The sequence below is a fragment of the Spirosoma humi genome (assembly GCF_054776575.1).
In genome coordinates, this window is sequence record NZ_BAAHBR010000008.1 from 25,953 (window position 1) to 51,742 (window position 25,790).

At 48.8% G+C, this 25,790-nt stretch carries 23 protein-coding genes; 7 read left to right on the forward strand and 16 right to left on the reverse strand.

Going from position 1 to position 25,790, the window contains the following annotated elements; all coding sequences use genetic code 11:
• Positions 1-9: 9 nt before the first annotated feature.
• From ACYU8Y_RS08615 to cysS, 3 genes are all read right to left on the reverse strand, one after another.
• Positions 10-390, reverse strand: a complete 381-nt coding sequence (locus ACYU8Y_RS08615) for a hypothetical protein (RefSeq protein ID WP_460936205.1) — start codon at positions 388-390, stop codon at positions 10-12.
• Positions 391-443: 53 nt separating this feature from the next.
• A complete protein-coding gene (locus tag ACYU8Y_RS08620; protein ID WP_460936207.1) occupies positions 444-1,478 on the reverse strand; it encodes a M28 family peptidase in 1,035 nt (344 codons plus the stop codon).
• A 76-nt stretch (positions 1,479-1,554) separates the two neighbouring features.
• Positions 1,555-3,039: a cysteine--tRNA ligase gene (gene cysS, locus ACYU8Y_RS08625; RefSeq protein WP_460938999.1), complete on the reverse strand. Its 1,485-nt coding sequence runs from the start codon at positions 3,037-3,039 to the stop codon at positions 1,555-1,557.
• Positions 3,040-3,260: 221 nt separating this feature from the next.
• Between cysS and ACYU8Y_RS08630 the strand changes: the two genes are divergently transcribed.
• Positions 3,261-4,457 (forward strand): hypothetical protein, encoded by a 1,197-nt coding sequence (locus ACYU8Y_RS08630; protein WP_460936209.1) that lies wholly within the window; start codon positions 3,261-3,263, stop codon positions 4,455-4,457.
• 80 nt (positions 4,458-4,537) lie between these two features.
• On the forward strand, positions 4,538-5,452 hold the full coding sequence (locus ACYU8Y_RS08635; protein WP_460936211.1) for a PfkB family carbohydrate kinase: 915 nt from the start codon (positions 4,538-4,540) through the stop codon (positions 5,450-5,452).
• A 74-nt stretch (positions 5,453-5,526) separates the two neighbouring features.
• Here the strand turns inward: ACYU8Y_RS08635 and ACYU8Y_RS08640 are convergent, their stop codons facing one another.
• Both ACYU8Y_RS08640 and ACYU8Y_RS08645 read right to left on the reverse strand, forming a co-directional pair.
• Entirely contained in the window at positions 5,527-6,336 is an 810-nt protein-coding gene (locus tag ACYU8Y_RS08640; RefSeq protein ID WP_460936213.1) for a ferritin-like domain-containing protein, read from the reverse strand.
• Between the two features lie 14 nt (positions 6,337-6,350).
• Positions 6,351-7,079: a ferritin-like domain-containing protein gene (locus ACYU8Y_RS08645; protein WP_460936215.1), complete on the reverse strand. Its 729-nt coding sequence runs from the start codon at positions 7,077-7,079 to the stop codon at positions 6,351-6,353.
• Positions 7,080-7,439: 360 nt separating this feature from the next.
• Here ACYU8Y_RS08645 and ACYU8Y_RS08650 point away from each other — a divergent pair, with 360 nt between their 5' ends.
• Complete coding sequence (locus ACYU8Y_RS08650) at positions 7,440-8,234, forward strand: glucose 1-dehydrogenase (protein ID WP_460936217.1); 795 nt, start codon at positions 7,440-7,442, stop codon at positions 8,232-8,234.
• Positions 8,235-8,270: 36 nt separating this feature from the next.
• Here ACYU8Y_RS08650 and ybeY read toward each other — a convergent pair whose 3' ends face one another.
• Both ybeY and ACYU8Y_RS08660 read right to left on the reverse strand, forming a co-directional pair.
• Positions 8,271-8,708 carry an rRNA maturation RNase YbeY gene (gene ybeY, locus ACYU8Y_RS08655; RefSeq protein WP_460936219.1) on the reverse strand — a complete coding sequence of 146 codons (438 nt, stop codon included), beginning with the start codon at positions 8,706-8,708 and terminating at the stop codon, positions 8,271-8,273.
• A 19-nt stretch (positions 8,709-8,727) separates the two neighbouring features.
• Positions 8,728-9,252, reverse strand: coding sequence for a GNAT family N-acetyltransferase (locus tag ACYU8Y_RS08660; protein WP_460936221.1), 525 nt, complete (start codon positions 9,250-9,252; stop codon positions 8,728-8,730).
• A 75-nt stretch (positions 9,253-9,327) separates the two neighbouring features.
• Here ACYU8Y_RS08660 and ACYU8Y_RS08665 point away from each other — a divergent pair, with 75 nt between their 5' ends.
• From ACYU8Y_RS08665 to bioD, 3 genes are all read left to right on the forward strand, one after another.
• Positions 9,328-10,353 (forward strand): quinone oxidoreductase family protein, encoded by a 1,026-nt coding sequence (locus ACYU8Y_RS08665; protein WP_460936223.1) that lies wholly within the window; start codon positions 9,328-9,330, stop codon positions 10,351-10,353.
• Between the two features lie 184 nt (positions 10,354-10,537).
• A complete protein-coding gene (locus ACYU8Y_RS08670; RefSeq protein ID WP_460936225.1) occupies positions 10,538-11,728 on the forward strand; it encodes an aminotransferase class I/II-fold pyridoxal phosphate-dependent enzyme in 1,191 nt (396 codons plus the stop codon).
• Positions 11,721-12,365, forward strand: a complete 645-nt coding sequence (gene bioD / locus ACYU8Y_RS08675; protein WP_460936227.1) for a dethiobiotin synthase — start codon at positions 11,721-11,723, stop codon at positions 12,363-12,365. The genes ACYU8Y_RS08670 and bioD overlap by 8 nt, the downstream gene beginning before the upstream one ends.
• 3 nt (positions 12,366-12,368) lie before the next feature.
• Here the strand turns inward: bioD and ACYU8Y_RS08680 are convergent, their stop codons facing one another.
• The 9 genes from ACYU8Y_RS08680 to ACYU8Y_RS08720 form a co-directional block, all read right to left on the reverse strand.
• Positions 12,369-13,220 carry an aminotransferase class IV gene (locus ACYU8Y_RS08680; protein WP_460936229.1) on the reverse strand — a complete coding sequence of 284 codons (852 nt, stop codon included), beginning with the start codon at positions 13,218-13,220 and terminating at the stop codon, positions 12,369-12,371.
• A gap of 80 nt (positions 13,221-13,300) precedes the next feature.
• Positions 13,301-14,542, reverse strand: coding sequence for an aspartate kinase (locus ACYU8Y_RS08685; protein WP_460936231.1), 1,242 nt, complete (start codon positions 14,540-14,542; stop codon positions 13,301-13,303).
• Between the two features lie 85 nt (positions 14,543-14,627).
• Positions 14,628-16,562: a 1-deoxy-D-xylulose-5-phosphate synthase gene (dxs, locus tag ACYU8Y_RS08690; protein WP_460936233.1), complete on the reverse strand. Its 1,935-nt coding sequence runs from the start codon at positions 16,560-16,562 to the stop codon at positions 14,628-14,630.
• Positions 16,563-16,818: 256 nt separating this feature from the next.
• Positions 16,819-17,742: a rhomboid family intramembrane serine protease gene (locus ACYU8Y_RS08695; RefSeq protein ID WP_460936235.1), complete on the reverse strand. Its 924-nt coding sequence runs from the start codon at positions 17,740-17,742 to the stop codon at positions 16,819-16,821.
• Between the two features lie 2 nt (positions 17,743-17,744).
• Positions 17,745-18,524, reverse strand: a complete 780-nt coding sequence (locus ACYU8Y_RS08700) for a rhomboid family intramembrane serine protease (RefSeq protein WP_460936237.1) — start codon at positions 18,522-18,524, stop codon at positions 17,745-17,747.
• Between the two features lie 35 nt (positions 18,525-18,559).
• Positions 18,560-20,605 carry a DNA mismatch repair endonuclease MutL gene (mutL, locus tag ACYU8Y_RS08705; RefSeq protein ID WP_460936239.1) on the reverse strand — a complete coding sequence of 682 codons (2,046 nt, stop codon included), beginning with the start codon at positions 20,603-20,605 and terminating at the stop codon, positions 18,560-18,562.
• 179 nt (positions 20,606-20,784) lie between these two features.
• Positions 20,785-21,090 (reverse strand): 30S ribosomal protein S10, encoded by a 306-nt coding sequence (gene rpsJ, locus ACYU8Y_RS08710; protein WP_012930032.1) that lies wholly within the window; start codon positions 21,088-21,090, stop codon positions 20,785-20,787.
• A 113-nt stretch (positions 21,091-21,203) separates the two neighbouring features.
• Positions 21,204-23,312 (reverse strand): elongation factor G, encoded by a 2,109-nt coding sequence (gene fusA, locus ACYU8Y_RS08715; RefSeq protein ID WP_460936241.1) that lies wholly within the window; start codon positions 23,310-23,312, stop codon positions 21,204-21,206.
• A gap of 372 nt (positions 23,313-23,684) precedes the next feature.
• Positions 23,685-24,398 carry a LexA family transcriptional regulator gene (locus tag ACYU8Y_RS08720; protein ID WP_460936243.1) on the reverse strand — a complete coding sequence of 238 codons (714 nt, stop codon included), beginning with the start codon at positions 24,396-24,398 and terminating at the stop codon, positions 23,685-23,687.
• A 121-nt stretch (positions 24,399-24,519) separates the two neighbouring features.
• On the opposite strand from ACYU8Y_RS08720, the gene ACYU8Y_RS08725 reads away from it, so the two are divergent.
• A complete protein-coding gene (locus tag ACYU8Y_RS08725) occupies positions 24,520-25,785 on the forward strand; it encodes a DNA polymerase Y family protein (RefSeq protein ID WP_460936245.1) in 1,266 nt (421 codons plus the stop codon).
• The last annotated feature ends 5 nt before the right edge of the window (positions 25,786-25,790 follow it).

The following is a 25,790-nucleotide window of genomic DNA, read 5'->3' on the forward strand; positions in this document are numbered from 1 at the left end:
CCGTGTTACTCACGGAATGCCGTTCTGAAACGTAATTTCCGTTGCCAGACCAATAGCACTCATGCGAATGGCCACCGATCGGCTCATTGATTTGCCGCCAGGCTGGTTGCAATGGGGTCCTTTCGCAAGAAAATAAATGTAGAATTTCTGATTCCGGTCCGCAATTTGATTAACATCGGGTCGGCCGAGTAATTCGCCAATCGTATTCGCGGTTTTGCCTTTTAGATTTTGAATTTCTGCTTTAAAGTCGGCTTCGAGCGTTCCCCGAACGCCATTGCATCCGCCCCGATCTCCGCGCCATTTTTTCAGGTTCAGTTTGCCAAATTGGTCAGGCGGTGGATTACAGCCACTGATTAAAACAGCTGCAAGTAGTACATATACGAATTTCATAGTCTGTCAATTGACCAGAAAAGCCCCGATTACTCGGGGCTTTTCGTTATTCATTATTGCTCGTTGTAGAGTACCTGCAGCAGCGTCTGACCGACTGCCTTGAGCGTAGCCCGATCAATGTTGCTCATGTTATCTTCAGCGGTATGCCAGGCGGGGAAAAAGCCACCCGTACCAATAGTCGTGTGAATAATGTCAATCATCGGAATCTTGGCAATTGTATTCGGCGCTACGTGATCATCGGTGATTTGCCCGCCGGGCGTATCAACGAAATACTGACTGTACCCTGACCGACTGGCCGTCTGCCAAACGTTGTTAACAACCGTCGGCGCGAATTGCATTGAAAGTCCTTCTTTTGCAAAAGTGGCTCCCTTTGCACCAACCATGTCTAACAAAATACCGTAATAGGCTGAGTAACCCGGTTTATGAAGATTTTTGGCCCAGTAACGCGAGCCCAGGCAGAAACCAATGTAATCGAACTGGTTGCCGCTTTCTTTCTCAAAATCATTGCTGGCTTTTTCACCATTGCCCCAGTCTTCGGCGTCGAAGAAGATAATGTCGATACCAACGGTTGGCTTTTGCTGGCTCTGTTGAATGGTACGGGCTAGTTCGAGTAGAACACCGACGCCACTGGCTCCGTCATTGGCCGCTATAACAGGTTTCTTTTGATCGGCTACGTCCGCATCCTGATCGGCATGTGGGCGCGAATCCCAGTGGGAGGCCAGTACAATACGTTTGGTCGCTTTAGGGTTGATGCTGCCAATAATGTTGCGGGCGTTCAATTTCTTGCCATCCCAGGTGGTCGCGACAAACGATTGCTCCGTCACCTCACAACCAAACTGCTTGAGCTTGGCCGCCAGATAGTTTCCCGTCTGCACATGAGCCGGGGTATTGGGCACCCGTGGGCCAAAGGCTACCTGCTGATCGACGTAACTATAAGCGGAGTCGGCATTAAATGATGGCGCCGAGACGGTAGCAGTAGCCGGTTGTTCAGTTGTCTGCGTGGCATCGCTTTGTGATTGCTTCGTTCGACAGGCTTGCGCCGATAGCAGCAGCAACGCTGGAATAAGAAAATAATATGATTTAGTCATTCAAGTAAGGCTGGGCCAGTCTCCAGATTAGCCCGTCATTTTTACACTCAGGCCAAGCTGGAGCTTGGCCCAGATGCTACTCTTCGTAGGCCCAGTCAATCTGGTGCTTCATGTCTTTAATGGCCAGCCCTTGCGCTTTAAAGTACGAACGAATCTGGTCTACCTTGTCATATTGGCGCTGCTCTTTGTATTCACGATAGAGCGTTAACAAACCTTCCAGTACGGGCTGGTTGTCGGTTCCTTCTTCGAGTAAACCCAGTACATCCTGCATGAACGTGATGAACGACTCTTTCAGCAAACTGAAAACCTCTTCGCCCAGCGCCGACGCCTGAAGCTGATTGAGGTAAAGCATGTTGATGTACTTCAGCAAAGTGAACAGCTGCGCAATGCCAACGGCCGTATTCAGGTCATCATTCATCGCATCGTAAAACTGTTGGACAGCCTGCCGAATATCCTGCTGTTTAGCGCTGTCAACAGCTCCGTCACCAGCTTGATAGGTCATCGCTTTCACAACCCGCAAGCCATTGGCCAATCGCCGGTAGCCTTTTTGAGCCGCCTTGAGGGCATCGTTCGAGAAGTCGAGCGTGCTGCGGTAGTGCGACTGCAGCATAAAGAAGCGCACGGTCATGGGGCTATACGCCTGTTCGAGCAGGTAATGGTTACCCGCAAAAAGCTCCGAGGGTAAAAACGAATTCCCCAATGACTTCGACATTTTTTGCCCATTCACGGTCAGCATGTTGGAGTGCATCCAGTACCGAACCGGGTCAATTCCCGTCAGCCCATCGCCCTGCGCAATTTCGCATTCGTGGTGGGGAAATTTTAAGTCCATGCCGCCCCCGTGAATATCGAACTGTTTACCTAAGTATTTCGTACTCATGCAGGTACACTCCAGGTGCCAGCCGGGGAAGCCTTCGCCCCAGGGGGAATTCCAGCGCATCAGGTGCTCGGGAGAAGCATTCTTCCAGATGGCAAAATCAAGCGGACTGCGCTTTTCTGACTGTCCGTCCAACTCGCGGGTCTCATTTAGCAAGTCGTCCAGAATCCGACCTGACAATTTGCCGTAATTACCACCCCGCCTGTTGTATTCTTCGATGTTGAAATAAACCGAGCCGTTTGATTCATAGGCCAGTCCATTTTCCAGCAATTTCTGAACGGCTTCGATTTGCTCCACCATGTGGCCCGTTGCTGTTGGTTCGATACTGGGCGAAATGGTATTGAACTGCGCCATCACATTATGAAAATCATTCGTGAAGCGCTGCACAATTTCCATAGGCTCAACCTTCTCTAATTTGGCCATCCGGCCAATTTTATCTTCACCCTCATCGCCATCACCGACCAGGTGCCCGACGTCGGTAAGGTTGCGGACATAGCGTACTTTGTAGCCGATGAATGTAAGGTACCGGTACAGCGTGTCGAAGGTTAAAAAAGTGCGGACGTTGCCCAGGTGAACATAGTTGTAAACCGTAGGGCCGCAGACATACATACCCACGTAGGGAGCATTGAGGGCCTCAAACAGTTCTTTCTTGCGCGATAGGGTATTGTATACCTGAAGTGGCTGCATTCTATTTTTAGTCATGTTTCCATTCGCCCAATCCGACGAAGGAAGAGTCTTTCTATCTTTACCTGTCTACTTACGAAAGGGAATCCTTCGTTTGGCGGGTTGGCCCAGAACAGGTAAAACGAGTGCCCAAAGTTAGGGATTGTTCGTTGGAAAACGGTAGCCCGGATGGTTTTGGCTATATTCGCCTTTTGTTTTGATATTAGACGCGTTCAGGTTCTGAAATGCAGGTAGTTGAGGTAGGCGAAAACGCCCGATATAAGAAAGAATTCATTCAGTTTCCCGTACGTCTCTATCAGGCTGACTCCAACTGGATCAGGCCACTGGATACCGACGTCGAAGAAGTGTTCGATCCCGAGCGCAATAAACGCTTCGAGCATGGCGAGTGCGTCCGGTATCTATTGCTGAACGACAACGCCGAAACCATTGGCCGGGTGGCGGCTTTCATCGACCATGAAATTGCCAACCTCGACAATGATCAGCCCACGGGGGGCTTGGGTTTTTTTGAGTGCATCGAAGATCAGACGGCTGCTTTTCGGCTATTTGACGCCGGAAAAGCCTGGCTGCAAAGTCGCGGAATGGAAGCAATGGATGGGCCAATTAATTTTGGCGACCGTGATCGCTGGTGGGGGCTGCTGGTAGATGGGTTCGACAGGGAACCTAACTATTGCATGCCGTATACCAAAGCCTATTACATTCCTTTCTTCGAGAATTACGGATTCAAGGATTATTTTAAGCAATACACATTCGGTATTCCGACCACCTGGTCGAAACTGGTGGATATGTCGCAGGCTGTGAAAGACCGGGCTCAGCGCATTTTCCAAAATCCGGACTACACTTTCCGCACGATCGACAAAAAGCAATTGCCCGCAGCCGCTGAACAGTTCAGACATATATACAATGCAGCCTGGGGAGGCCATAGCGGGGTAAAGGAAATGTCGGCCGCTCAGGCGCAGCTACTCATGCAGAAGCTGAAGCCGGTAATCGATGAGAAAATTATTTACTTTGCTTACTATCAGGGTGAACCTGTTGCTTTTTTTGTCTGTTTGCCCGAGCTCAATCAGGTATTTAAACATGTAAATGGCAAGCTGAATTTACTGGGTAAGCTGATATTCTTGTGGCATGTCCTCCTGAAAACCAACCACAAAGCGTTTGGCGTCGTGTTCGGTGTGGCACCGGAGCATCAGGGAAAAGGCGTTGAAGCCGCCATTGCCCTGCGAATGCCCCACGAAGCCGACAATAACCCGAACTTTCAGTATACGGAGCTGGAAATGAATTGGGTAGGCGATTTTAATCCCATCATGGTGCGGTTTGTGAGCCAGTTAGGCTCGAAAATTGTGAAGACGCACATCACCTACCGTAAATTATTCGACGAGACCAAACCCTTCAAACGCTGTCCCGTTATTGGGCGGAAGAAGTAATATTTAGGTTGATGTTGGTGATTCGTTGTTAAAATGGATCACTATATCAAACAACAAACGACAAACTTTAAACCAAAATAATGAGCTTACTTACCGTTGGTTCCGTAGCTTTCGATGCGCTGGAAACCCCGTTCGGCAAAACTGACAAAATTATCGGTGGAGCCGCCACCTATATCACCCTGTCGGCTTCGTACTTCACAAAGGAAAATAATCTGGTTGCTGTCGTTGGCGACGATTTCCCTCAGTCTATGATTGATGACCTCAATCAGCACGGTATCAATACCGACGGGCTAGAAATCCGGGTGGGGGAGAAGACATTCTTCTGGTCGGGTAAGTACCATAACGATATGAATACCCGCGATACTGTGGAGGTACAATTGAACGTAATGGAGGATTTTGATCCGAAAATCCCGGAATCGTACCAGGACTGTACGTACCTGATGCTGGGAAATACGGCGCCGTCGATTCAGCAAATGGTCATTGAACGCTTGGCCAGGCGGCCCAAGCTGATCGTGCTGGACACAATGAACCTCTGGATCGAGATTGCCAACCCGGACTTGATGACGTTGCTTAAACGGGTCGATGTACTGGTCGTTAACGATGAGGAAGCCCGCCAGCTTACGCATGAGTATTCGTTGGTAAAAGCTGCGGCAAAGATCAAGACGATGGGTCCTAAAACCGTCATCATTAAAAAAGGCGAGCATGGCGCTCTGTTGTTTAGTGACGATCAGATTTTCTTTGCTCCAGCGTTGCCGCTTGAGGAAGTATTCGACCCAACCGGAGCTGGCGATACGTTCGCGGGCGGCTTTATTGGCTACCTGGCCAAAACGGATGATATTTCATTCGATAACATGAAGCGGGCTATCATTTATGGGTCCGCTATGGCGTCGTTTTGTGTGGAAAAATTTGGCGCTGAACGGATCATGAACCTGACGCAGGAAGAGATTAAAAGACGCGTAAACGAGTTCGTAACGTTATCAGCCTTTGGCCTGTAAGAAACAGTTATTTAGTAAAAAAGCCGCTGATCACATGGTCAGCGGCTTTTTTACTAAATAACTAGTTGCATTCGTTAAGCCAGGAAAGGCGTAACAAGCTTGAGTACGTCATCTTTGGTAAGAATTTCGTCAAAAGCCTGGCTCACCATATTAGCGTCGACGCGAGAATCACCAGCTAATGCCGTAGCCAGATTTACACCAGCCTGCACCAGGTTTTCTTCACCTTTATAATTGCCTTCTACAACCAGAGGAAGACCTTGCAAAGCAGCTGTGCCACCCGTGATCCATCCTTTCTGACCCCGCATGTAGCGTACGTTTGCTGCGTGAGCGGCTTCCGTAGCGTGAATTTGCAGAGCTACCTGTAGAATAGCGGGAGCTGGCATTAAGTTACCCGCCTGGCCTTTGTAAGCGCGAACGCCTGTGTCTTCCAGCGTTTGAGCCACGGCCGAGAACGTAGCAAAATTACTGAATACATCGTTGAACGTACCTTTTGCGGTGAAGTCAAACTTGGGTTCAGCTACAGCGTCAGCACCAAGAACGGATTTCAACAAGCGTACGTGCACTTGCTCGTGCTGACGAATCAATTCGAAAGCAGCTCTATAATCGTTCGGAATCATCGACAGGTTGCGGCCTGCGTCGTAAAAGCGGTATTCGAGGTACTCCAGGGTAAGCGCAAAGTTGAGCACATCTTTTACGCCCTGTGGTAATGCACTGGACTGACCATAAGCCGTTGTCAGTGCAGAAGCCATGACAGCTGGTGCCGCTACGGCAATGGTTTTCTTCGTCAGGGAGCTAAATAAACCCCGACGCGAGACGTGTGCTAAGCGATCGAAGATCTCGCCATCCACTTTCTCAATTTCGCTAAGTATGTTCTGTAAGTTCATTGGAGTTGAGTGGTTTAGGCGAGGCTGGCTACTAATGCGCTTGCGTCGAGAGTTTCAAAAATGTATTTCTGTGCGATCGGCAGTACAAACGTTGGCTCGTACGCAAGGTGCAGGCCCGTGTCACTCGTAACGATCGTTGGCCCGGCAAATGCATCCGAATGAGGGTACTGCAATTCGCGAAGGATCGAATGGTGACGAGTTTCAACCGATACAATTTTACCCGCCAGCGTTAGGTAGTCAGCATTTTTGATGTATTTACCAGCACCGTTATAAGCGCCTACACCCACTTTCTCAAACGCTTCAGCAGCAATTAATACAGATGACCGGCTGTTGAAGTCGATGCTTGAGAAGTCAAATGTCAATTGTGGTACCAAACCACCGACCGCTGCTTTGAAAAGGGCACGGTGAATGATTTCGTGGCCACGGATATCCGTCCATAACATTTGGTCTGCCGACGACATGTTTGGGTATGGCTTGGCAAGTACCATCTCATAAAAAGCTGCCTCCAACTGCTCGAGCACGTAAGCAAAGCCAAGAATACCATTGTCGCCCGTAGGTAATGATACCATTGGGCCAGCGGCACGAGCGCCACTAGCAGGTACTACAGAAGTTTGATCCGCATTGGAGCAAGCTGTTAGCAGGCCGCCGGTTACGGCTGCTGCTCCCGCCACTCGCAGAAACGACCGACGGCTGGCAGCGGCCTCTGAAGTTGTCGTCTCAGGCCGATTTGTAACGTTTTCCATTGAGTATAACTAGTTAAGTGTAACGTCTGGCTGTTTATCAACCAGGACGCTCATATCTACGCCAATCAGGAAAATAGAGATTTTGAATAATTGGTAAACGATTTTAAATACTAATGAACGTTTATGTATATGTTTGATATTCAGTATGTTATAGGTTAATACTCTAAAATGTTCATAGAATAAGATAATATTAAATTTATAAAATAGGGGCCATTAGCTACTTAAGGAGCGCGCTACAGGCCGCCTATCTTGATAATCTTTTTCTTAGAGGATGGATAGTACAAGTTCTTTATTAATGTCGGTTACTTGTAAAATACCGTTAATTTGGGTCTGAACTACAGTTGATAGGAGAACAATAACATGGCGGATTTTACGAACCAGGTCACCTTCATTACGGGGGCTGGGTCAGGTATTGGACGGGCTACGGCACGGGCTTTCGCTACGGCCAAGGCCCGTGTAGTTGTTGCCGAGATAAATGAAGCGAGTGGCCGGGAAACCGTCGCGCAACTACAAGCGCTGGGTGCTGAAGCGCTGTTTGTGCCGTGTGATGTAGCGGATACTGTCCAAATAGAATCGGCTATCAGACAGACTATTCAGGCCTTCGACCGATTGGATATTGCCATTAATAACGCAGGTATTGGCGGCAGGTATGGGCGTATTGTCGAGCAAACCGCTAATGATTTCGACCAAATGATGGCCGTAAATGTCGGGGGCGTATTTTATGGTATGCAGGCTCAGATTCGGCAAATGCTCGTTCAGCAAGCAGCCGATAGAGCGAAGACCAGCAGGGCCGTCTCTAGCGGGAAAATCGTGAATGTGTCCAGCATCGCAGGGGTTCGGGGAATGCCGATGGGAGCCCTGTATAGTGCCGCCAAACACGCCGTAATCGGCCTGACCAAAACAGCCGCCCTGGAATACGTGCGGCAAAACATTCGTATCAATGCCGTTTGCCCGGTTTATACGCATTCCACCATGGTCGATGAGCTTATCACGACGGCACCCGGTATGGAAGAGCGTATGCGCCGGATGATCCCTATGGGCCGCTTAGGGCAACCGGAAGAGGTCGCTCAGACGATTTTATGGCTTTGCTCGGACGAAAACGCCTTCTGCACTGGTCAGGCCATTCAACTGGATGGTGGCCTGACGGCAGGCTGAACGATTTCAATTTGATTCGTTAGTCCGAGCCTGTCGTTACTGGCTCTTGGCCAACAGTTGCTGAAGTTCCTTCAGCCATTCATCTTCCTTCCGGCGCATCTGAACCTCTTCTTCATCGGTCTTATCGCCATAACCGCACAGATGCAACATGCCGTGGGCCAGTACCCGGTGCATTTCCTGCTCCGGTTCAATGGCTAGTTGGCTGGCATTGTCAGCAACCCGATCGACACTGATAAAAATGTCACCTTCCAATAAATCCTCTTCTTCGCTCTGATCGAAGGTGATGATGTCGGTGTAATAATCGTGCTGAAGATAATCCCGGTTAACCTGTAGCACGTGTTCGTCGGAGCAAAAAATATAGTTTAAGTCGCCAATGGTAAAGCCTTCCAGAACGGCCTGCTTTTTCAGCCATTGAGAAATTACCCGCTTCTGAAGAAGTTTGTACGGAACGTCTTCGTTGAAAAAACGAATCATGCGTGATAAGAGTAGTCGTTTATTGACACAATAGATTTATGGTCGGCCAGACATAGCGGCAAGCATCTGACGGGCTACCGTCTGGACTTTCCAGAGTAACCAGTTCCTGATTGATAGCCCCTAGTTTTTCGTAGAATTTTCGGGCACCAGCATTTTCTGGCAACACCCACAAATAAAAACCCGAATCGGGATTAATGGAGGCTGCCCACCGAGCGGCTGATTTGATAAGGTGCGTACCAATTCCCTGCCCTTTCTGGCTTTTGAGAACATGCAGATTATCGAGTAACGTTCCCCAAATGGCATCTTGGTCTACGTATACGCAGGCGAATCCACAAATTGATTGACCAAACTCCGCAACAATAACATGCTGATTCGCTGCTGGCTGACTCAGGCGCTGTTGCCAAACCAGGCGTCGGTTTTCGAGAACAGCACCGTCTAGAAATTCATCACTCCAAATACCCCTGTAGTTTTGCTGCCAGCTGAGACTATGAAGTTGGGCAATAGACTCCATATCGTCAATACCGGCCTTTCGATACGTTATCATACGGATTCGCGTTGTTTAATGCACAAAAATGAGGTATTTCGCTCTACATTCATCTCCCAGTTTACGCGTCAACTCATGAAAGCAATTTTGCTTACCGAAAAGAATCAGCCGGTACAACGTATTGAGGCTCCCAAGCCCACTGCCGGGCCGGGAGAAGTGCTTGTAAAAATCGACGCTGCGGCTTTGAATCACCGGGATGTATTTATTCAGCAGGGATTATATCCGGGTATCAAACTTCCCGCTATTCTGGGTTCCGATGGCGCTGGTATCGTGACGGAGGTTGGCGACGGCGTGGATACGGCCTGGCGTGGGCAGGCCGTTATCATTAATCCAGCCATGTATTGGGGCGATAATCCACAGTTTTACGGACCTGATTTTCAAATTCTGGGTATGCCCACGAATGGCACCTTTGCCGAATACATAGTCGTGAGTAAAACCTATATTCATCCTAAGCCTGGGCATTTATCCGTCGAGCAGGCAGCCGCACTTCCATTGGCCGGTCTGACTGCCTGGCGGGCGCTTATGACGCGTGCTGCCCTGCATACATCCGGCACACCCGAAAAGGTACTCATCACCGGTATTGGCGGTGGAGCGGCTTTGTTTGCTTTGCAGTTTGCGGTAGGTGTCGGCGCCGAAGTTTGGGTAACATCGGGCTCTGACGAGAAACTGGCCAAGGCCAAGGCGTTAGGCGCTTCTGGTGGCATCAATTACCGTGACCCAGACTGGGCTAAAACGCTCATGAGCCAGACGGGTGGCGGGCGAAATGGCTATTTCAATGTTATAATTGATAGTGCCGGTGGTCCAGGCTTTGCTAAATTGATTGATGTGGCCGCACCGGGCGGACGAATCGCTTTCTTCGGCGGGACAACCGGAACGATTACCGACATCAATCCACCAAAAGTATTTTTCAAACAGCTGTCTATCTTTGGGACAACGATGGGTACCGAACGCGAGTTTGCCGATATGCTTTCGTTTGTCGATACGCAGAAAATTGTGCCTTTGGTGGATGAGGTTTTACCGCTCGACGAGATCGAAGAGGCTATGAAAAAGATGGATTCCGGCCGACAGTTTGGCAAGATAGTTCTTAAAATAAATGGCTAATGGGCTCGATAAGTTGATTCAGTAATGCGTTTTGGACCTAATTCGTGTACATTTTTTGATAAATGGGTCTTCATGTTCTAGTTATCCACATTCAAATTGTGGATAACTAGGCACTTACGCACATTTTTGTAATTGATGGTAAATTGTAGTCAACCGTTCGTGCCGTGCGTTTTACCTTTGTGACATGCTTACCGGGACGCACTCAATAAAACAAACCTTATCGGAGCGATTAGCCGCTTATCAACAGGCGGGTTTGCTACGGCAGCTCCGGACGGCGGATGAGTTTGTCGACTTTTGCTCCAATGATTACCTGGGTTTCGCTCGTTCTACGGCGCTTAGGCACGCCATTCGACAGGCCGATTTACATAGCGATGGTATGCGTACGGGTGCCACTGGTTCGCGGTTGCTGGCGGGTCAATCGGCACTGGCTGACGAGGTCGAACAGGAACTGGCTCAATTTTACCAAACAGAAACCGCCCTGATTTTCAATTCAGGCTACGACGCTAATATTGGCTTGCTGTCGTGCCTGCCAAAAGCGGGTGATACGCTGCTGACAGATGAATTGATTCACGCCAGCATGATCGATGGCGCACGACTTAGTTATGCCACACGCCATCGGTTCAGGCACAATGATCTGGCTGATTTGGCAACAAAACTTCAACAGGCAAAGCAGCAAAGCGGCCAGATTTTCGTGGCTGTGGAATCGTTATATTCAATGGACGGCGACATGGCTCCACTTACGGATCTGGCTGACCTCTGCGAGCAGTATGGAGCGGCTCTTTTAGTAGATGAAGCCCACGCCACGGGCGTGTATGGGGCTGGACCAAATGGCCAGGGTGGAGAAGGTTTAGTGGTGGCGCTGGGGTTACAGGATCGGGTGCTTGCCCGTGTGCATACGTTCGGAAAAGCACTGGGCGTTCATGGTGCAGCTATTGCTGGACCGGCCCTGCTTCGGCAATACCTTATCAATTTTGCCCGCCCCTTTATTTATACCACTGCGCTGCCTCCTCATAGCCTTCTGGCCATTCGGTGTGCGCACGAATACGTAAAACAGAATCCGGATGCTTCAGAGAAACTTCATCGACAACTGGCCTACTTTCGCCAGCGGGCTGCGGAGCTGTTGCCTGATGCAACCTGGAAGGATAGTCAGTCGCCTATTCAATGCTTACTCATTCCCGGAAACGGCCGAGCACGGGCAGTAGCAACCGAAGCGCAACGAATCGGACTGGATGTTAGGGCTATTCTGAGTCCTACAGTACCAGCGGGGCAGGAGCGGTTGCGCCTGTGTATCCATGCGTTCAATACAACAAACGAAATAGATAATCTGTTGGCTAGTTTACGAATGGCCCTGGCGGATAACTCAACCAATGAATAAGCAGACATTAATTGTTGCGGGGATCGGAACGGAGATTGGAAAAACGGTTGCTTCGGCGGTGGTGGTTGAGGCCTTGCAGGCTGATTACTGGAAGCCGATTCAGTCGGGAGGGTTAGAGGATTCCGACACGGATACCGTGCGTCGATTGATCAGTAATTCGACGTCTTATTTCCACCCCGAAGCTTACCGCCTTACGCAACCGTTGTCGCCCCATGCCGCGGCCGAAATTGACGGAATAACAATTGAACTAGACAAGCTTACCCCACCCCAAACGCAGAATAAACTCGTTATTGAGTTGGCAGGCGGCCTGATGGTGCCGCTTAACAACCACGATCTGACGATTGATCTGGTGCAGAGATTAGGCTTTCCTGTCGTACTCGTGTCACGGAATTACCTGGGGAGTATCAATCATACGCTGCTATCCGTTGACGCCTGTCGAAGCCGCCGTATTCCACTACTGGGTATCCTGTTCAATGGCCCGACCGTACCCGCTTCAGAATCGTTTATTTTGACCTATACGGGTTTGCCCTGCCTTGGCCGGATCGGTCAGGAGGAACGCCTTACACAAGAAACGATACGAAAATATGCCCACCTCATAGGGCAGAATTTTTCGGAAAAAGACTCTTCAAACATCTAATAATTACCAGGCTTTCACTAGCTCATCGAAGCGTTCCAGCAGAAATTTGGCTTTTGGCCCAACGTGACCGTTGCCAATAGACAACTCACCAATTTGAGTAATGGGCAGCACTTTCTTGGTCGAACTGGTTGTAAATGCCTCATCGGCATCGTAAAGTTCGGACAGGAGTACGGGCCGCTCGTCGACCTGGAAATCGCTCTGGGCTAGTTGAATGATTGTTTTTCGGGTAATGCCGTGCAGGATATGCCGATCTGGCGTGATGAGCCGATCGCCTTTCACAATGAAAAAGTTGCTTCGGCTCAACTCGCTGATTTCACCTCCTTTCTGGTAGAGTAAGTCGGAGGCACGGGCGGCCCGAATGGCTTCGGCCATGAGAATAACCCGTTTGTAATCGGTACTTTTTACTTCGGCCATCTCCCGAACGTATTCATCCAGAATCACTTTAATACCCTGTTCGTACTGAATTGTAGGGGTTGGGTGAATCATCTCTGTAAGGATAAGCAGATTAGGCCGTACCACACTGATACTATCAGCTGAGTAACCGCCTGTCAGAATGAACCGAAATGCCAGATCACCGGGTGTGATCAGCCCGGTTTTCAGACCCGCTTCGTTGCTTTTCTCTACCAGGTTCATGACGATCGCGTATGTTTCATCCTTGCTTAACGGCAAGGGCAAATGCATACGTGAAGCAGAGTTCTGAAACCGCTCCCAATACCAATCCCATTGAAATGGTCGGCCATTGTAGGTCAGAAAATAGTCAAACAACCCATATCCCCGAAGCAGGCTGAGGTCTGTAATACCAACTGCAAGCTGGTCGGTAGGCGCAATAGTACCGTTGAAATAACCGTAATACATGAGAGATGTGTTGGGTAAACGCATGTCAAAGATACATGAAAGGCGCGAAAGGCGTTGGTGGCAGGCTTGATTGGCCAATTTTAGCCTACGTCTTTAACCACCAATTGCACCGTATAGCGGCTTTTTTGCTCCAACAATAGTCGTTTGTTGGGTAACACGCGCTCTATAGTTCCCTGGTCGTAATAACGAATGGTAATCAACTCTAGGCCATCGTTGTAGCTGACGCGAAAATCCTGTTTCAGCAAATTCAGTAAAGCAGGTACCCGATCCGGATTGTCATCGACAACAACCGAAAAACTGATGGCTGTATTCTGCATCAGGTTTATTTTGACGCCTGCCTGGGCAAATCGCCCGAAAATACGACTCAGGTTGTCTTCAGCTATAAACGAAAAGTCATTCGGATGAAGCGAGATCAGCACCTGGTTGACTTTGAAAATAAATGACGGAATGGTCAGGTGACGTTCGTAGTTGCCAATAACGGTGCCGGGTGCATCGGGCTTCAGAAACGACTTGACATAGAGTGGAATTCCCTTGTTCTGTAACGGCTTGATTGTTTTCGGATGAATAACTGTAGCGCCGTAATAGGCCAGCTCAATGGCGTCCTGGTAGGTTAATTTTTCAAGCAAAATTGTCTCATCGAACCATTTAGGATCGGCGTTCAGCACGCCGGGCACGTCTTTCCAGATGGTAACACTTTCTGCCTGCAGGCAATAGGCAAAAATGGCGGCTGTGTAATCAGATCCTTCGCGGCCAAGGGTCGTGGTTCGATTGTCGTCCGTTTGTCCGATAAATCCCTGGGTTATATAAATTCTTTTTTTGTCGACTACTTCTTTTATTCGTCGATGAGTTGTTTCCCAATTGACGCGACCCTCCCGAAACGTTGTATCGGTTCGTATCAGTTGCCGGGCGTCGAGCCACTGAGCCGAGAGCCCCGTCTGAACTAAATAGGCGGCAATGATCTGCGTGGATATGAGCTCGCCCAGCGAAACAATCTGATCGTAGACTTCGTCGTAAAAGCCGCTAACGGGCCGGCTGACATAATTTTCAAGGAACGCAAAGGTCTGGTTAACCGGACTGAAATCGCCCGATAACTCGCTCATTATGCCGTAGTGATAGGCTTTCAGACTGTCGATCTGGCTATGAACACTACTCATGTGTTGATCTACATACGACCGGACAAGGCTTTCCAGTGCGTTGGTTGTTTTGCCCATCGCCGAGACAACCACTACCGTATTCTGGCCCTTCGATTTGACGATTTCGGCCAGATTTCGCACGCCGGCGGCATCTTTAACGGAAGCACCACCAAATTTGAAAACTTTCATACCGGTAAAAAAAGAGACAGGATCAACAGGATTAACAGGTTTTGTCATCCTGTCAATCCTGTTGATCCTGTCGAAATGAAATTAATTAAACGCTTATCGTTCGGCTTGTAAAGAGTAACTCACGCACGGAATCGGCAATGCCTTGTGGATCGAATCCACACTCGTGGTGTAGTTCAAGCTGTTCACCATGCTCAATAACGGCATCGGGGATACCCAGGCGTTTTACACGAGCCGCGTAGCCATTGTCGGCCATAAATTCTAGAACGGCACTGCCGAACCCGCCCATCACACAACCGTCCTCAACCGTGAGAACGCGGTCGAAACGGCTAAAAATCTGATGCAATAAAGCCTCGTCAAGCGGTTTTACGTACCGCATATCAAAGTGAGCAGGCTTAATACCTTCTTTTGCCAGCATGCGCGTGGCCTCAACAGCATAATTTCCAATATGACCAATCGTCAGAATTGCCACCTCTTCGCCATCGGAGATCATTCGACCTTTACCGATGGTCTGTTCTTCGAGTGGTGTGCGCCAGTTGGGCATTACCCCTTCACCACGAGGGTAGCGAATGGTAAATGCCTGTTTGCCCTGTTGAATAGTATCAGATTGCGCGGTAAACATCATGTTGCGAAGCTCCTGTTCGTCCATAGGAGCCGCCACAATCATGTTGGGTATACAACGCATGTATGCCAGATCGTAGGCGCCGTGGTGCGTAGGGCCATCGGCACCCGCAAAACCGGCCCGGTCGAGGCAGAAGATAACGGGTAACTCTTGAATACAGACGTCATGAATAACCTGATCATAGGCCCGTTGCATAAACGTCGAGTAAATATTACAAAAGACAACTTCACCCTGTGTCGCCATACCGGCGGAGAAGGTAACCGCGTGTTGCTCGGCAATACCTACATCGAAGGCCCGCTTTGGCATGGCCTTCATCATGATATTCATGGACGATCCGGATGGCATTGCCGGTGTAACGCCCACTATACGAGGATTTTTCTCGGCCAGCTCAACAAGCGTGTTCCCAAAAACGTCCTGGTATTTAGGAGCCTGGGGCGTATCGTAAATTTTCTTCTGGATAACACCTGTTACTTTATCGAACAGGCCCGGTGCGTGCCATTTGGTCTGATCTTTCTCAGCAGGCGCGTAGCCCTTACCTTTCACCGTAAGAACATGCAGCAGTTTTGGACCCGGAATGTGCTTCATGTCGTCCAGAACACTGACCAGATGATCGATGTCATGGCCGTCGATTGGTCCGAAATACCGAAGGTTAAGTGACTCGAATAGGTTGCTTTGTTCGAGCAGTGAGCTTTTAATGCCTGATTGCACCTGCGATACCAGCTCCTGGGCTGTTTTGCCCAGCTTGTCCATCTTCCCGAGCAAATTCCAGACTTCATCTTTCACCCGATTGTAGGTTTGCGAAGTCGTGATGTCGGTCAGGTACTCACGCAGGGCACCCACGTTAGGGTCGATGCTCATGCAATTGTCATTGAGGACGATGAGCAGATTGCTATCCGTTGCGCCGGCATGATTCATCCCCTCGAAGGCTTCGCCCGCCGTCAGGGCACCGTCGCCAATAACGGCAATGTGATTGCGTTGCGAATTGCCCTGTAGCTGTGAAGCTACGGCCATGCCTAATGCCGCCGAAATAGACGTAGAGGAGTGGCCGACCCCGAAGGAGTCGTACTCACTTTCTTTCCGTTTAGGAAAGCCGGAAAGCCCTTTGTAAAAACGGTTCGTATGGAATTTCTCCCGTCGACCTGTCAGGATTTTATGCCCATAAGCCTGGTGGCCTACGTCCCAAACCAACTGGTCGTCGGGGGTATTGAAAACGTAATGAAGGGCAACGGTTAATTCTACCACGCCCAGACTAGCACCAAAGTGTCCACCAAAAACAGATACATCGTCAATGATAAACTGACGTAGCTCATCAGCTACCTGAGGTAAGCGGGATTTATCGAGTTTACGAAGATCGTCGGGAGTCTTGATAGTGGCAAGCAGGCTGCCAGGGGTAATCAGCATGGTGGTAGCAGATAAGCGTCTGTCTCACAACAACACACGTATATAAACCTTTGTTCTATCGGCGGCTTGCCAATAGTATTTGTACAACGAAGCTACTACAAATTTTACCAATTGTAAAAAACATAAGCCTTCAGTTACCTATATGCATACGTAGGCGCTGAAGGCTTATGTTTTTTATAGAAAGATAAGTACTTTTCCTATACCTTTTTCTGAAGAGACCAACTTTCGGGTAGCTATCTGCCAGCGTATCTACCTGTTAATTCCGTTGGCTGGCCCGGAAAAGCTTCTGCTTTTCTTCGCGGGTCAGGCTCTCATATCCGGAGCGGGATATTTTATCAAGAATTGTGTCTACTTCGTCCTGGTCGGGCGTTGACGCCGACGTCGCTGTAGCTCCTGACGGTGATGCATACGTACTCGCCTGGGTATTGGCGTTACTCCGTTGCCGATAGGATACTTTAATAGCTGGTTTAGGTCTTAGCAAATTGCTCCACCCGTCAGCCAGCCAGTAAATTGGACGTCCGAGATCCGTGCCGTTCTGCAACAATTTGACGTAGGCAAAGCCCATCAGGGCACCACCAAGATGAGCTAAATTGCCACCCGCATTCGAACCGGCCGATTGGGCAACCGAAAGAATAATGAAAAAGAAGACGATATATTTGATACGTACCGGACCAAAAAACAGCAAATGGAATGTGTAATTTGGCAGTAGAGTAGCAGCACCAACGGCCACCGAAAACGCAGCCGCGGAAGCACCCAGCATGCGGGCGGTATCGGCCTGGTTCTGAAAATAAGGTACCAGCGTGTACATGGCCAGATACAGTAAGCCACCAGCTACTCCGCCCATTATATACAAACCCATAAGCCGACGATTACCGAGGTACTCATCAATTAGCCGGCCAAACCAGTATAAAAACAGCATGTTGTAGAGAATATGGAAAATCTCTTCATGCGTGAAAAAGTACGTGAATAGCGTCCAGGGTTTATGCAGGAATGCATTTAAATCTCCCGGAATCAATAATTGAGACATGATGAAGCCATACCCCGAATTCTGAGCCATTGTCAGGCTGACTTTTGTCACTAACAGAACCAGAAATATGACGACATTAATTAATATCAATTGCACCAACGTGTTGTTGGGCTTATTGAATTCGCTCCGAAAGTCATCGAACAACCCGCTCATCCCTAATAAAACGTTTTTCGTTGTGAACCCCAGTATTTCACCAATATAAATGCAAACAACATGCCGCCGATATGGGCGAAATGAGCAACGTTGTCAGTCTGTGCCCGATAAACTCCCGAGTAAATTTCAAAGGCTCCATAAAAGATAACGAGATACTTAGCCTTAACCGGTATAGGTGGAAACAATAAAAACAGTTGAGTGTTCGGAAACAATAATCCAAACCCCATAATCACACCAAAAATTGCCCCGGATGCCCCGACCATGGGTTCGTCGACCTGATTCGTGAAAATCCGATTCACAATCGTTACGCTGTCCTGAAGATTGTTACTATCAGTGGGATAGACTCTGAATTTTTCAATAAACGGAGCTAACCCATCGTAGTAGGATCCTGCGTGTTGATCTACGAACGCCAGAAAACCTTCATAACTGGGATTTGCCCGGTAAGTCTGAATGGTTTCATATACGTCGTGCATCTCGAAATAGTTTATACCAGAAAATAACAATGCCGCGCCTAAACCCGTAAAAAAGTAAAAGAACGTAAATCGCTTGGGTCCCCAGTACCGTTCCAGCATAGGGCCAAATACTACCAGACCAATCATGTTGCTGAAAATGTGGTTGAAGCCACCATGCAGAAACATGTGTGTTAATAACTGGATCGGGTTAAATTTATCAGACAGAAACGAATGTAATCCAAATTGCTGAATTATAGACTCGTTTGTAATCAAAAAAACTAATACGTTTATTATTAACAGAACGCGAACTACCGGAGAAAGTGAAAACATGTTGTATTGACAAGTTATGCTGATTAACTCAATTATCAGCGAAAAAGTCCCGCAATTTTATCCAACGATAACACAACCGTTACAGGTTCGCCTGTGGGTGTATAACTTGGATTTGCAGACGCGAATAATTGATTGACTAAGGCTTTTCGTTCCGTTACACTCAGGCGGTTTACGTAACGCATAGCCGATCGACGGGCCAGCGAACGCGCCATTGACTCAACTCGGTCCAACTTAAGTCGGCCAGTATCGGCCCGCAGTTGCGCCAGCAGGTTGGCGAACAATTCCTCTTCATTCTCGCCCATGATTAGTGCCGGTACGCCCCGAATCACGAATGTATTGGCACCCAGCTCGTCGAACTCAAATCCCAGGTTCGTTAAATCGTCACGCAGGTCGAGAGCCAATTGGAAATCGACAGGCATCAGCGTTATTGTCTTTGGAAACAATAATTGCTGAGAAGCGCCATTCCGCTTTGTCAGGGCTGCGTGAAACTGGTCGTACAGAATGCGCTCGTGCGCACGCCGTTGGTCGATCAGCAACATACCCGATTTGATAGGAGCCAGTAAGTAGCGATTCTGTATCTGAACAATGGTATCATCATCAACTAATACGGGCATGTCTTGTTCGGGTTGCTCCAAACTGACCTTTAACTGATTAGCTCGACTTCCTAACGTAATCGGTTCACCTTCGGTCGACACCTGTTCTGGCAATGACGTGGCTTGAACTGCGCTTCCCAGCCAATCACCCCCGGTTTCGGATGCATCCTGTGGTGCTGCAGAACGATCGCTCAAGACGGGTGTGGCAATACCATCGTATAAGGCCTGCCAATTGTTGACAGAAGGTTTCTTGGGAATATCGAAACTGCTACCTGCTGCTTTGTCCAGCGAATCATTTCGCAATGAACTACGCTCATTTACGGGCTGGGTTCCACTCGATGCCCATGATGGACTGATAGGCCGGGGACTTATATTTGACTGAACTGTGGACAAAGCAGGGCTATTCACTTTGCTTTCCGACGGTTCTGATTTTGCCGCACCCGGACGAACACCGGCCAGGAAGTTAACGTCCGAGTCAAAATCAAGCGAAGGGGAGAGGTTATAAAGACCAACCGCTTTTCGAACGGCGGCCATCATGATCGCGTATACCGACCGCTCATCGTCAAATTTTATTTCTGTTTTGGTCGGGTGAATATTGATATCGATGTGCGACGGGTCAATATCAATAAACAAGACATAGAACGGGTGACTACCCTCGGGCAACGTACCTTCGTAGGCGCCAACGACGGCATGATGCAGGTAATTATGCCTGATAAATCGATTGTTAACAAAGAAAAACTGTTCATTTCGGGCCTTCTTTGCCGACTCGGGCTTTCCGATATACCCGTGTACAGTTACGTAGGGCGTTTGTTCTTCGCAAAAGTTAAGCTGCTCGCGATAACTTTTGCCAAACATGTCAACAATCCGACGGCTCAGCTTCCCGGCCGGAAGATTATAAATTTCCTGATCGTTATGAAAAAGAGAGAAAGCGACCTCTGGATTGGCCAGTGCTACCCGCTGAAACTCGTCAATAATATGCCGCATTTCCACTGAATTCGACTTCAGAAAATTACGTCGGGCCGGTACATTGAAGAACAGATTTTTGATCAGCAGGTTGGTACCGGGCAGGCATGAAATGGATTCCTGGGCTTTTATATCAGAGCCTTCGATCCGAATCAATGTGCCCAGTTCTTCCTCCGCCCGCCTTGTTCGCATTTCGATTTGGGCAACCGCGGCAATCGACGCCAGCGCTTCTCCCCGAAAGCCCATCGTGCGGATACGAAATAAATCGTCGGATGTACGGATTTTAGACGTTGCATGTCGTTCGAAACTCATGCGTGCGTCGGTTTCAGTCATGCCAAGGCCATCATCGACGATTTGGATCAGATTGCGACCAGCTTCGCGAATAATGACCTGTACTGATTTCGCTTTGGCATCTACCGAATTTTCGAGTAATTCTTTTACCACCGAGGCCGGACGCTGAACAACCTCCCCAGCGGCTATCTGGTTAGCAATCGAATCGGGTAGTAGCTGAATGACGTTTAACATAACGGATAAAATCTCCCTGAATGGATAGCTGCCTTGAAATACAATATACGAAAATAACCCGTTAAAAGCCCTTATAATTCAACGGAATGTGCGGGAAATTTGCCAGATGCAAAATGCCGCCAGTCCGAAACGCATGAGGTCTCGTACTGGCGGCATACTAAGCCTTTAGCCAGAAATCGTTAGACTTTGATTTCTACATCAACACCACTTGGCAACTCGAGCTTCATCAGCGCGTCTACCGTTTTAGCACTGCTGCTATAGATGTCTACCAACCGTTTGTACGTGCAAAGCTGGAATTGCTCCCGAGCCTTTTTGTTAACGTGGGGCGACCGCAGTACGGTGTAGATTTCTTTGTTCGTTGGTAGAGGGATAGGGCCGCTTACGATGGCACCCGTTGATTTAACCGCTTTCACGATTTTCTCCGCCGACTTGTCAACCAGCATGTGGTCGAACGACTTTAGCTTAATGCGAATTTTTTGACTCATTGTGTTTTGGTTCGTTAGGTGAAACGTACCGTCGAAAGAACCATTTACTCCGACGACACAAAAAAAGGTAGTCGACCGGTTTTGACCGACTACCCTGTATTCATAAGAACTTATTATTTGCCTTTTTCTTTCGCAACGACCGTATCCGAGATGTTCTGCGGCACCACTTCGTAGTGAGCGAACGTCAAGTTAGCCGTAGCACGACCCGACGACATTGTCCGTAGGTCAGTTACGTAACCAAACAGTTCAGACAGGGGAACGTCGGCTTTAATTACCTGCGAACCCGCTTTCGTATCCATACCCTTCATCACACCCCGGCGACGGTTCAGGTCACCTGTGATTGGTCCTGTATACTCTTCTGGTGTCAATACTTCAACGGCCATGATTGGTTCGAGCAGTTTCGGACCTGCCTGACGGGCAGCTTCGCGGAAACCTAACCGAGCGGCCATCTCGAACGACAGTGCATCGGAGTCAACATCGTGGTAAGAACCGTGGAACAACCGGACTTTCATGCTCTCGAGCGGGAAACCGGCCAATGGTCCGTTTTTCAGCGATTCGTCGAAGCCTTTCTGAACGGCTGGGATAAATTCGCGGGGAATCACACCACCCACAATACCATTCACAAATTCCAGGCCTGGCTGGATAACGCCCGTTTCGTCCTCGGCCCGTGGTCCAAGTTCAAACACGATATCCGCGAATTTACCACGTCCACCCGTTTGCTTCTTGTATACTTCGCGGTGCTCAACATTTTTGGTTAACTTCTCTTTGTAAGCCACCTGTGGAGCACCCTGATTTACTTCAACTTTAAACTCACGACGCATCCGGTCAATGATGATCTCTAGGTGAAGCTCGCCCATACCACGGATAATGGTCTGGCCAGTTTCTTCATTCGATTCAACTTTGAGGGTTGGGTCTTCTTCGATTAGTTTACCAATTGCTTTCGAGAAGTTGTCTTGGTCAGCCGACTTCTTAGGCTCGATCGCATAACCGATAACGGGATCGGGGAATACCATCGATTCCAGAATGATTGGGTTCTTTTCATCAGACAGGGTATCTCCCGTTTTGATGTCTTTGAAACCGACAACCGCACCGATGTCACCAGCTTCCAGACGTTCGATCTGGTTTTGCTTGTTGGCGTGCATCTGGAAAATTCGGGAAATGCGCTCTTTGTTGCCCGAACGGTTGTTCAGGATGTAAGAGCCTGATTCAAGCACACCCGAGTAAGAACGTACAAAGCAAAGGCGACCTACGTAAGGGTCAGTAGCAATTTTAAACGCAAGGGCAGAAAACGGCTCCGTTGACGAAGGCTTCCGAGAAATTTCTTCGCCTGTATCCGGGTTCGTTCCTTTGATGCTTTCTTTGTCCAACGGCGATGGCAACAGAGCCATCACATAGTCAAGCATCGTTTGTACGCCTTTGTTTTTGAAAGAAGAACCACACAGCATTGGAACGATCTTCATCGAGATCGTTGCCTTACGCAAAGCCGCCAGGATTTCATCTTCCGAGATCGATTCAGGATCCTCGAAATATTTCTCCATCAGCGAATCGTCGAATTCGGCAACGGCTTCAAGCAGTTTTTCCCGCCATTCGGTAGCTTCGTCCAGCATGTCAGCCGGAATGGGGACAACCTCAAAGGTCATACCTTTATCCGACTCATTCCAAACGATACCCCGGAAGTTAACGAGATCAACAACACCTTTAAACGAATCTTCTTCGCCGATTGGCAACTGAAGGGGAACGGCGTAGCTGCCCAGCATTTCCTTCACCTGCTTGCACACGTTCAGGAAATCGGCACCGGAGCGGTCCATTTTGTTAACGAAGCCTAAACGAGCTACGTTGTAGTTATTTGCCAGACGCCAGTTGGTTTCCGACTGAGGCTCAACACCATCAACAGCGCTGAACAGAAACACCAGGCCATCCAATACACGCAGCGAACGGTTCACTTCCACCGTGAAGTCAACGTGGCCAGGTGTGTCAATGATGTTGATGTGATACTTATTTTCGCGGTAGGTCCAGTCAACAGTTGTGGCGGCTGAGGTAATGGTAATACCCCGCTCTTGCTCCTGCTCCATCCAGTCCATCGTGGCGGCACCATCGTGTACCTCACCGATCTTGTGGCTTACCCCTGCGTAATAGAGAATTCGTTCGGTTGTGGTCGTCTTACCCGCATCAATGTGGGCAGCGATACCGATGTTTCTCGTGAAATTTAAATCGCGAGCCATTAGCTTGTTATACTGAAAGTTATGTTTTTCTAAAATCGAAGGAAGAAACCGCTACCGTTTGTAGAAGGCTCCTTTGCAAATCAGGACGCAAAATTACTGAAAGTCAACCACAAATCAAATTGAAACACAAAGAATATAGTGAATGCCCGTGTTTGTACTAAGCCTATACGACACTAGTTTCGTTTGATCAACATATACCATAACTTGGAAATGACAGAAAACTTGTGCGTAGCTCTGCTACATAGTACCTGGTCGTACAATCGGCCTAAAAACAGCCATTGATTAGCAACCGCCGACGAATCCACATTGAAAAGGGCCGGGCCACTTATTTGAGTGGCCCGGCCCTTTTCAATGTGGGATATTTTTATATGCCTACTCCACCGGCGCTTCAACAATAGCAACAATTTTCCAGAGTGCCCGAATGTCCTGCAACGGGACAGTTACGTTGCCGCCGTTGGGATTATCAGAATGGAGCGTTAGGTATTTGCGGGTCAGAAGCTCATTGTCCCGAATGCGTTTGACAACGAAATAATCCCGATACATAACGGCATACACGCCCCCTGACTGGTATTCCCAGTTGTTTTCACTGACAGGTATTGCCAGCACTTTGGCCCCATGAGTTAGCTGAGGGCTCATGCTGCTCCCCGAAATCTCCAGAACAACGCCATTCTTGTGCCCCTTCATAATGGGTTTTCGAACGCGAAACGATTCTATATCATTCGTGCTGATGCCATCGCTGAAGGTCTCAACAAAACTGGCGTAAAATTTTACAGGTACAAAAGGCACCTCAATCGTATCATCGTCCGAAGGCATAATGCGGGCGTTCGCCTGCGGAGCATTCAGTATAGGGGTGATCCCCCGAATCAGATAGTCGGCACTTATTTGTGGATAGCAGGCCAGCAAACTCATAATGGTGTCATATGAGGGTTTGGCCCGGCCATTCAAAATATTGTAGAATTTTGAGGGATTTTCGCCTAACTCTTTGGCAATCTGATAGATAGTTATGCCAAGGGCATCAAAAACCTGCTTTAGTCGATCTTGGACGGTCACGGAGGTTACAGTTTCTTCTAGACAATTTTTAGCCATTGTCGTATGGATAGCTAGCATATATAATACAAGTAAAATATATTGCGCTTGTATTACAGCAAACATAGTCAAAATATAGACGAGTTCGTGTACCAAACGCCACTTTCTTACTTAAATAGTAATGAATCATAACCGACTTTCTACCCATACGCTACCAACCGTTTTGTTTGTGGACATGAACAGCTTCTTTGCCTCCTGCGAACAGCAGGATAATTACTGGCTGCGTGGGCGTCCTGTTGGCGTATGCGTTTATACAGGGCGGAAAGGGTGCGTCATTGCGCCTTCCATAGAGGCAAAGGGGCGAGGTGTAAAAACGGGTATGCGGCTGGACGAAGCCATGGCGTTATGCCCGGAACTGGTGCCGATAGAGACTCATCCGGCGCGGTATCGGGAGTACCATGTCAAGATTATTGATGTTCTCCGTGCATTCTCGGACGATGTTATTCCTAAAAGTATTGACGAGGCTGTCGTCGATTTAACAAACTATCAACTGGTTTATAAAGACATGCACCAGACAGCCCTGGCGATCAAGCAGGCTATCCGGCAGAAAGTGGGTGACTGGCTGCGTTGTTCGATCGGTATTGCGCCAAATGTATTTCTGGCCAAGCTGGCGTCGGATATTCAGAAGCCTGATGGCCTGACGGTAATTACCCCCGAAACGATAGATCAGGTATTGCAAACGTTGCGACTTACCGACTTGCCTGGTATTGGGCACCGCATGGCCGACCGTCTTCGGGCAGGTGGTGTACATACCCCGCTCGATCTTAGATACGCTCCTCCGGAGCACCTCCGGGCAGTATGCAAAAGTATTATCGGGTGGCATTGGCACCTACGGCTCAATTTTGGTGGTGAGGTCGATCTGGATACGAATGCTGATAACAAAAGCATGTCGGCTATGCGCACCGTTTCGGCCGATCAGCGCAATACGCCCGAACGCCTGGAGGAGTTAGTCCAATCACTCTGCCTGACACTTGAACGACGAATGGTGCGTCAAGGCGTTTTCTGCCAGGATATGTCGTTCTCCTGCCGCTACCAGAGTGGCAAAACATACAACTACGAAGTTCGCTTTTCGGAGCCAAAGCAGGATGGTCCCGAATTGTATACCCTTATTATGGAGCGTTTGCTGAAGTTTCAGAAAGCACATCAATGCGAACCTGTCCTGAACGAACATCTGCGGAGTGTATCTGTAGTGGTATTTCGATTTATACCAACGGAAGTCGTGCCGTTAAGCCTGTTTGGCAACGATACACGGAAAGATAAATTCCGCCAGACACTCTACGACCTGAAGTCAAAATTCGGTTCCGACAAATTGATTCGTGCTACCGAACTGCGCGACAATCCGGCCTATCGGGACGTCATTGGCTTTGGAAATATAAAAGATCTTTAGCGTCA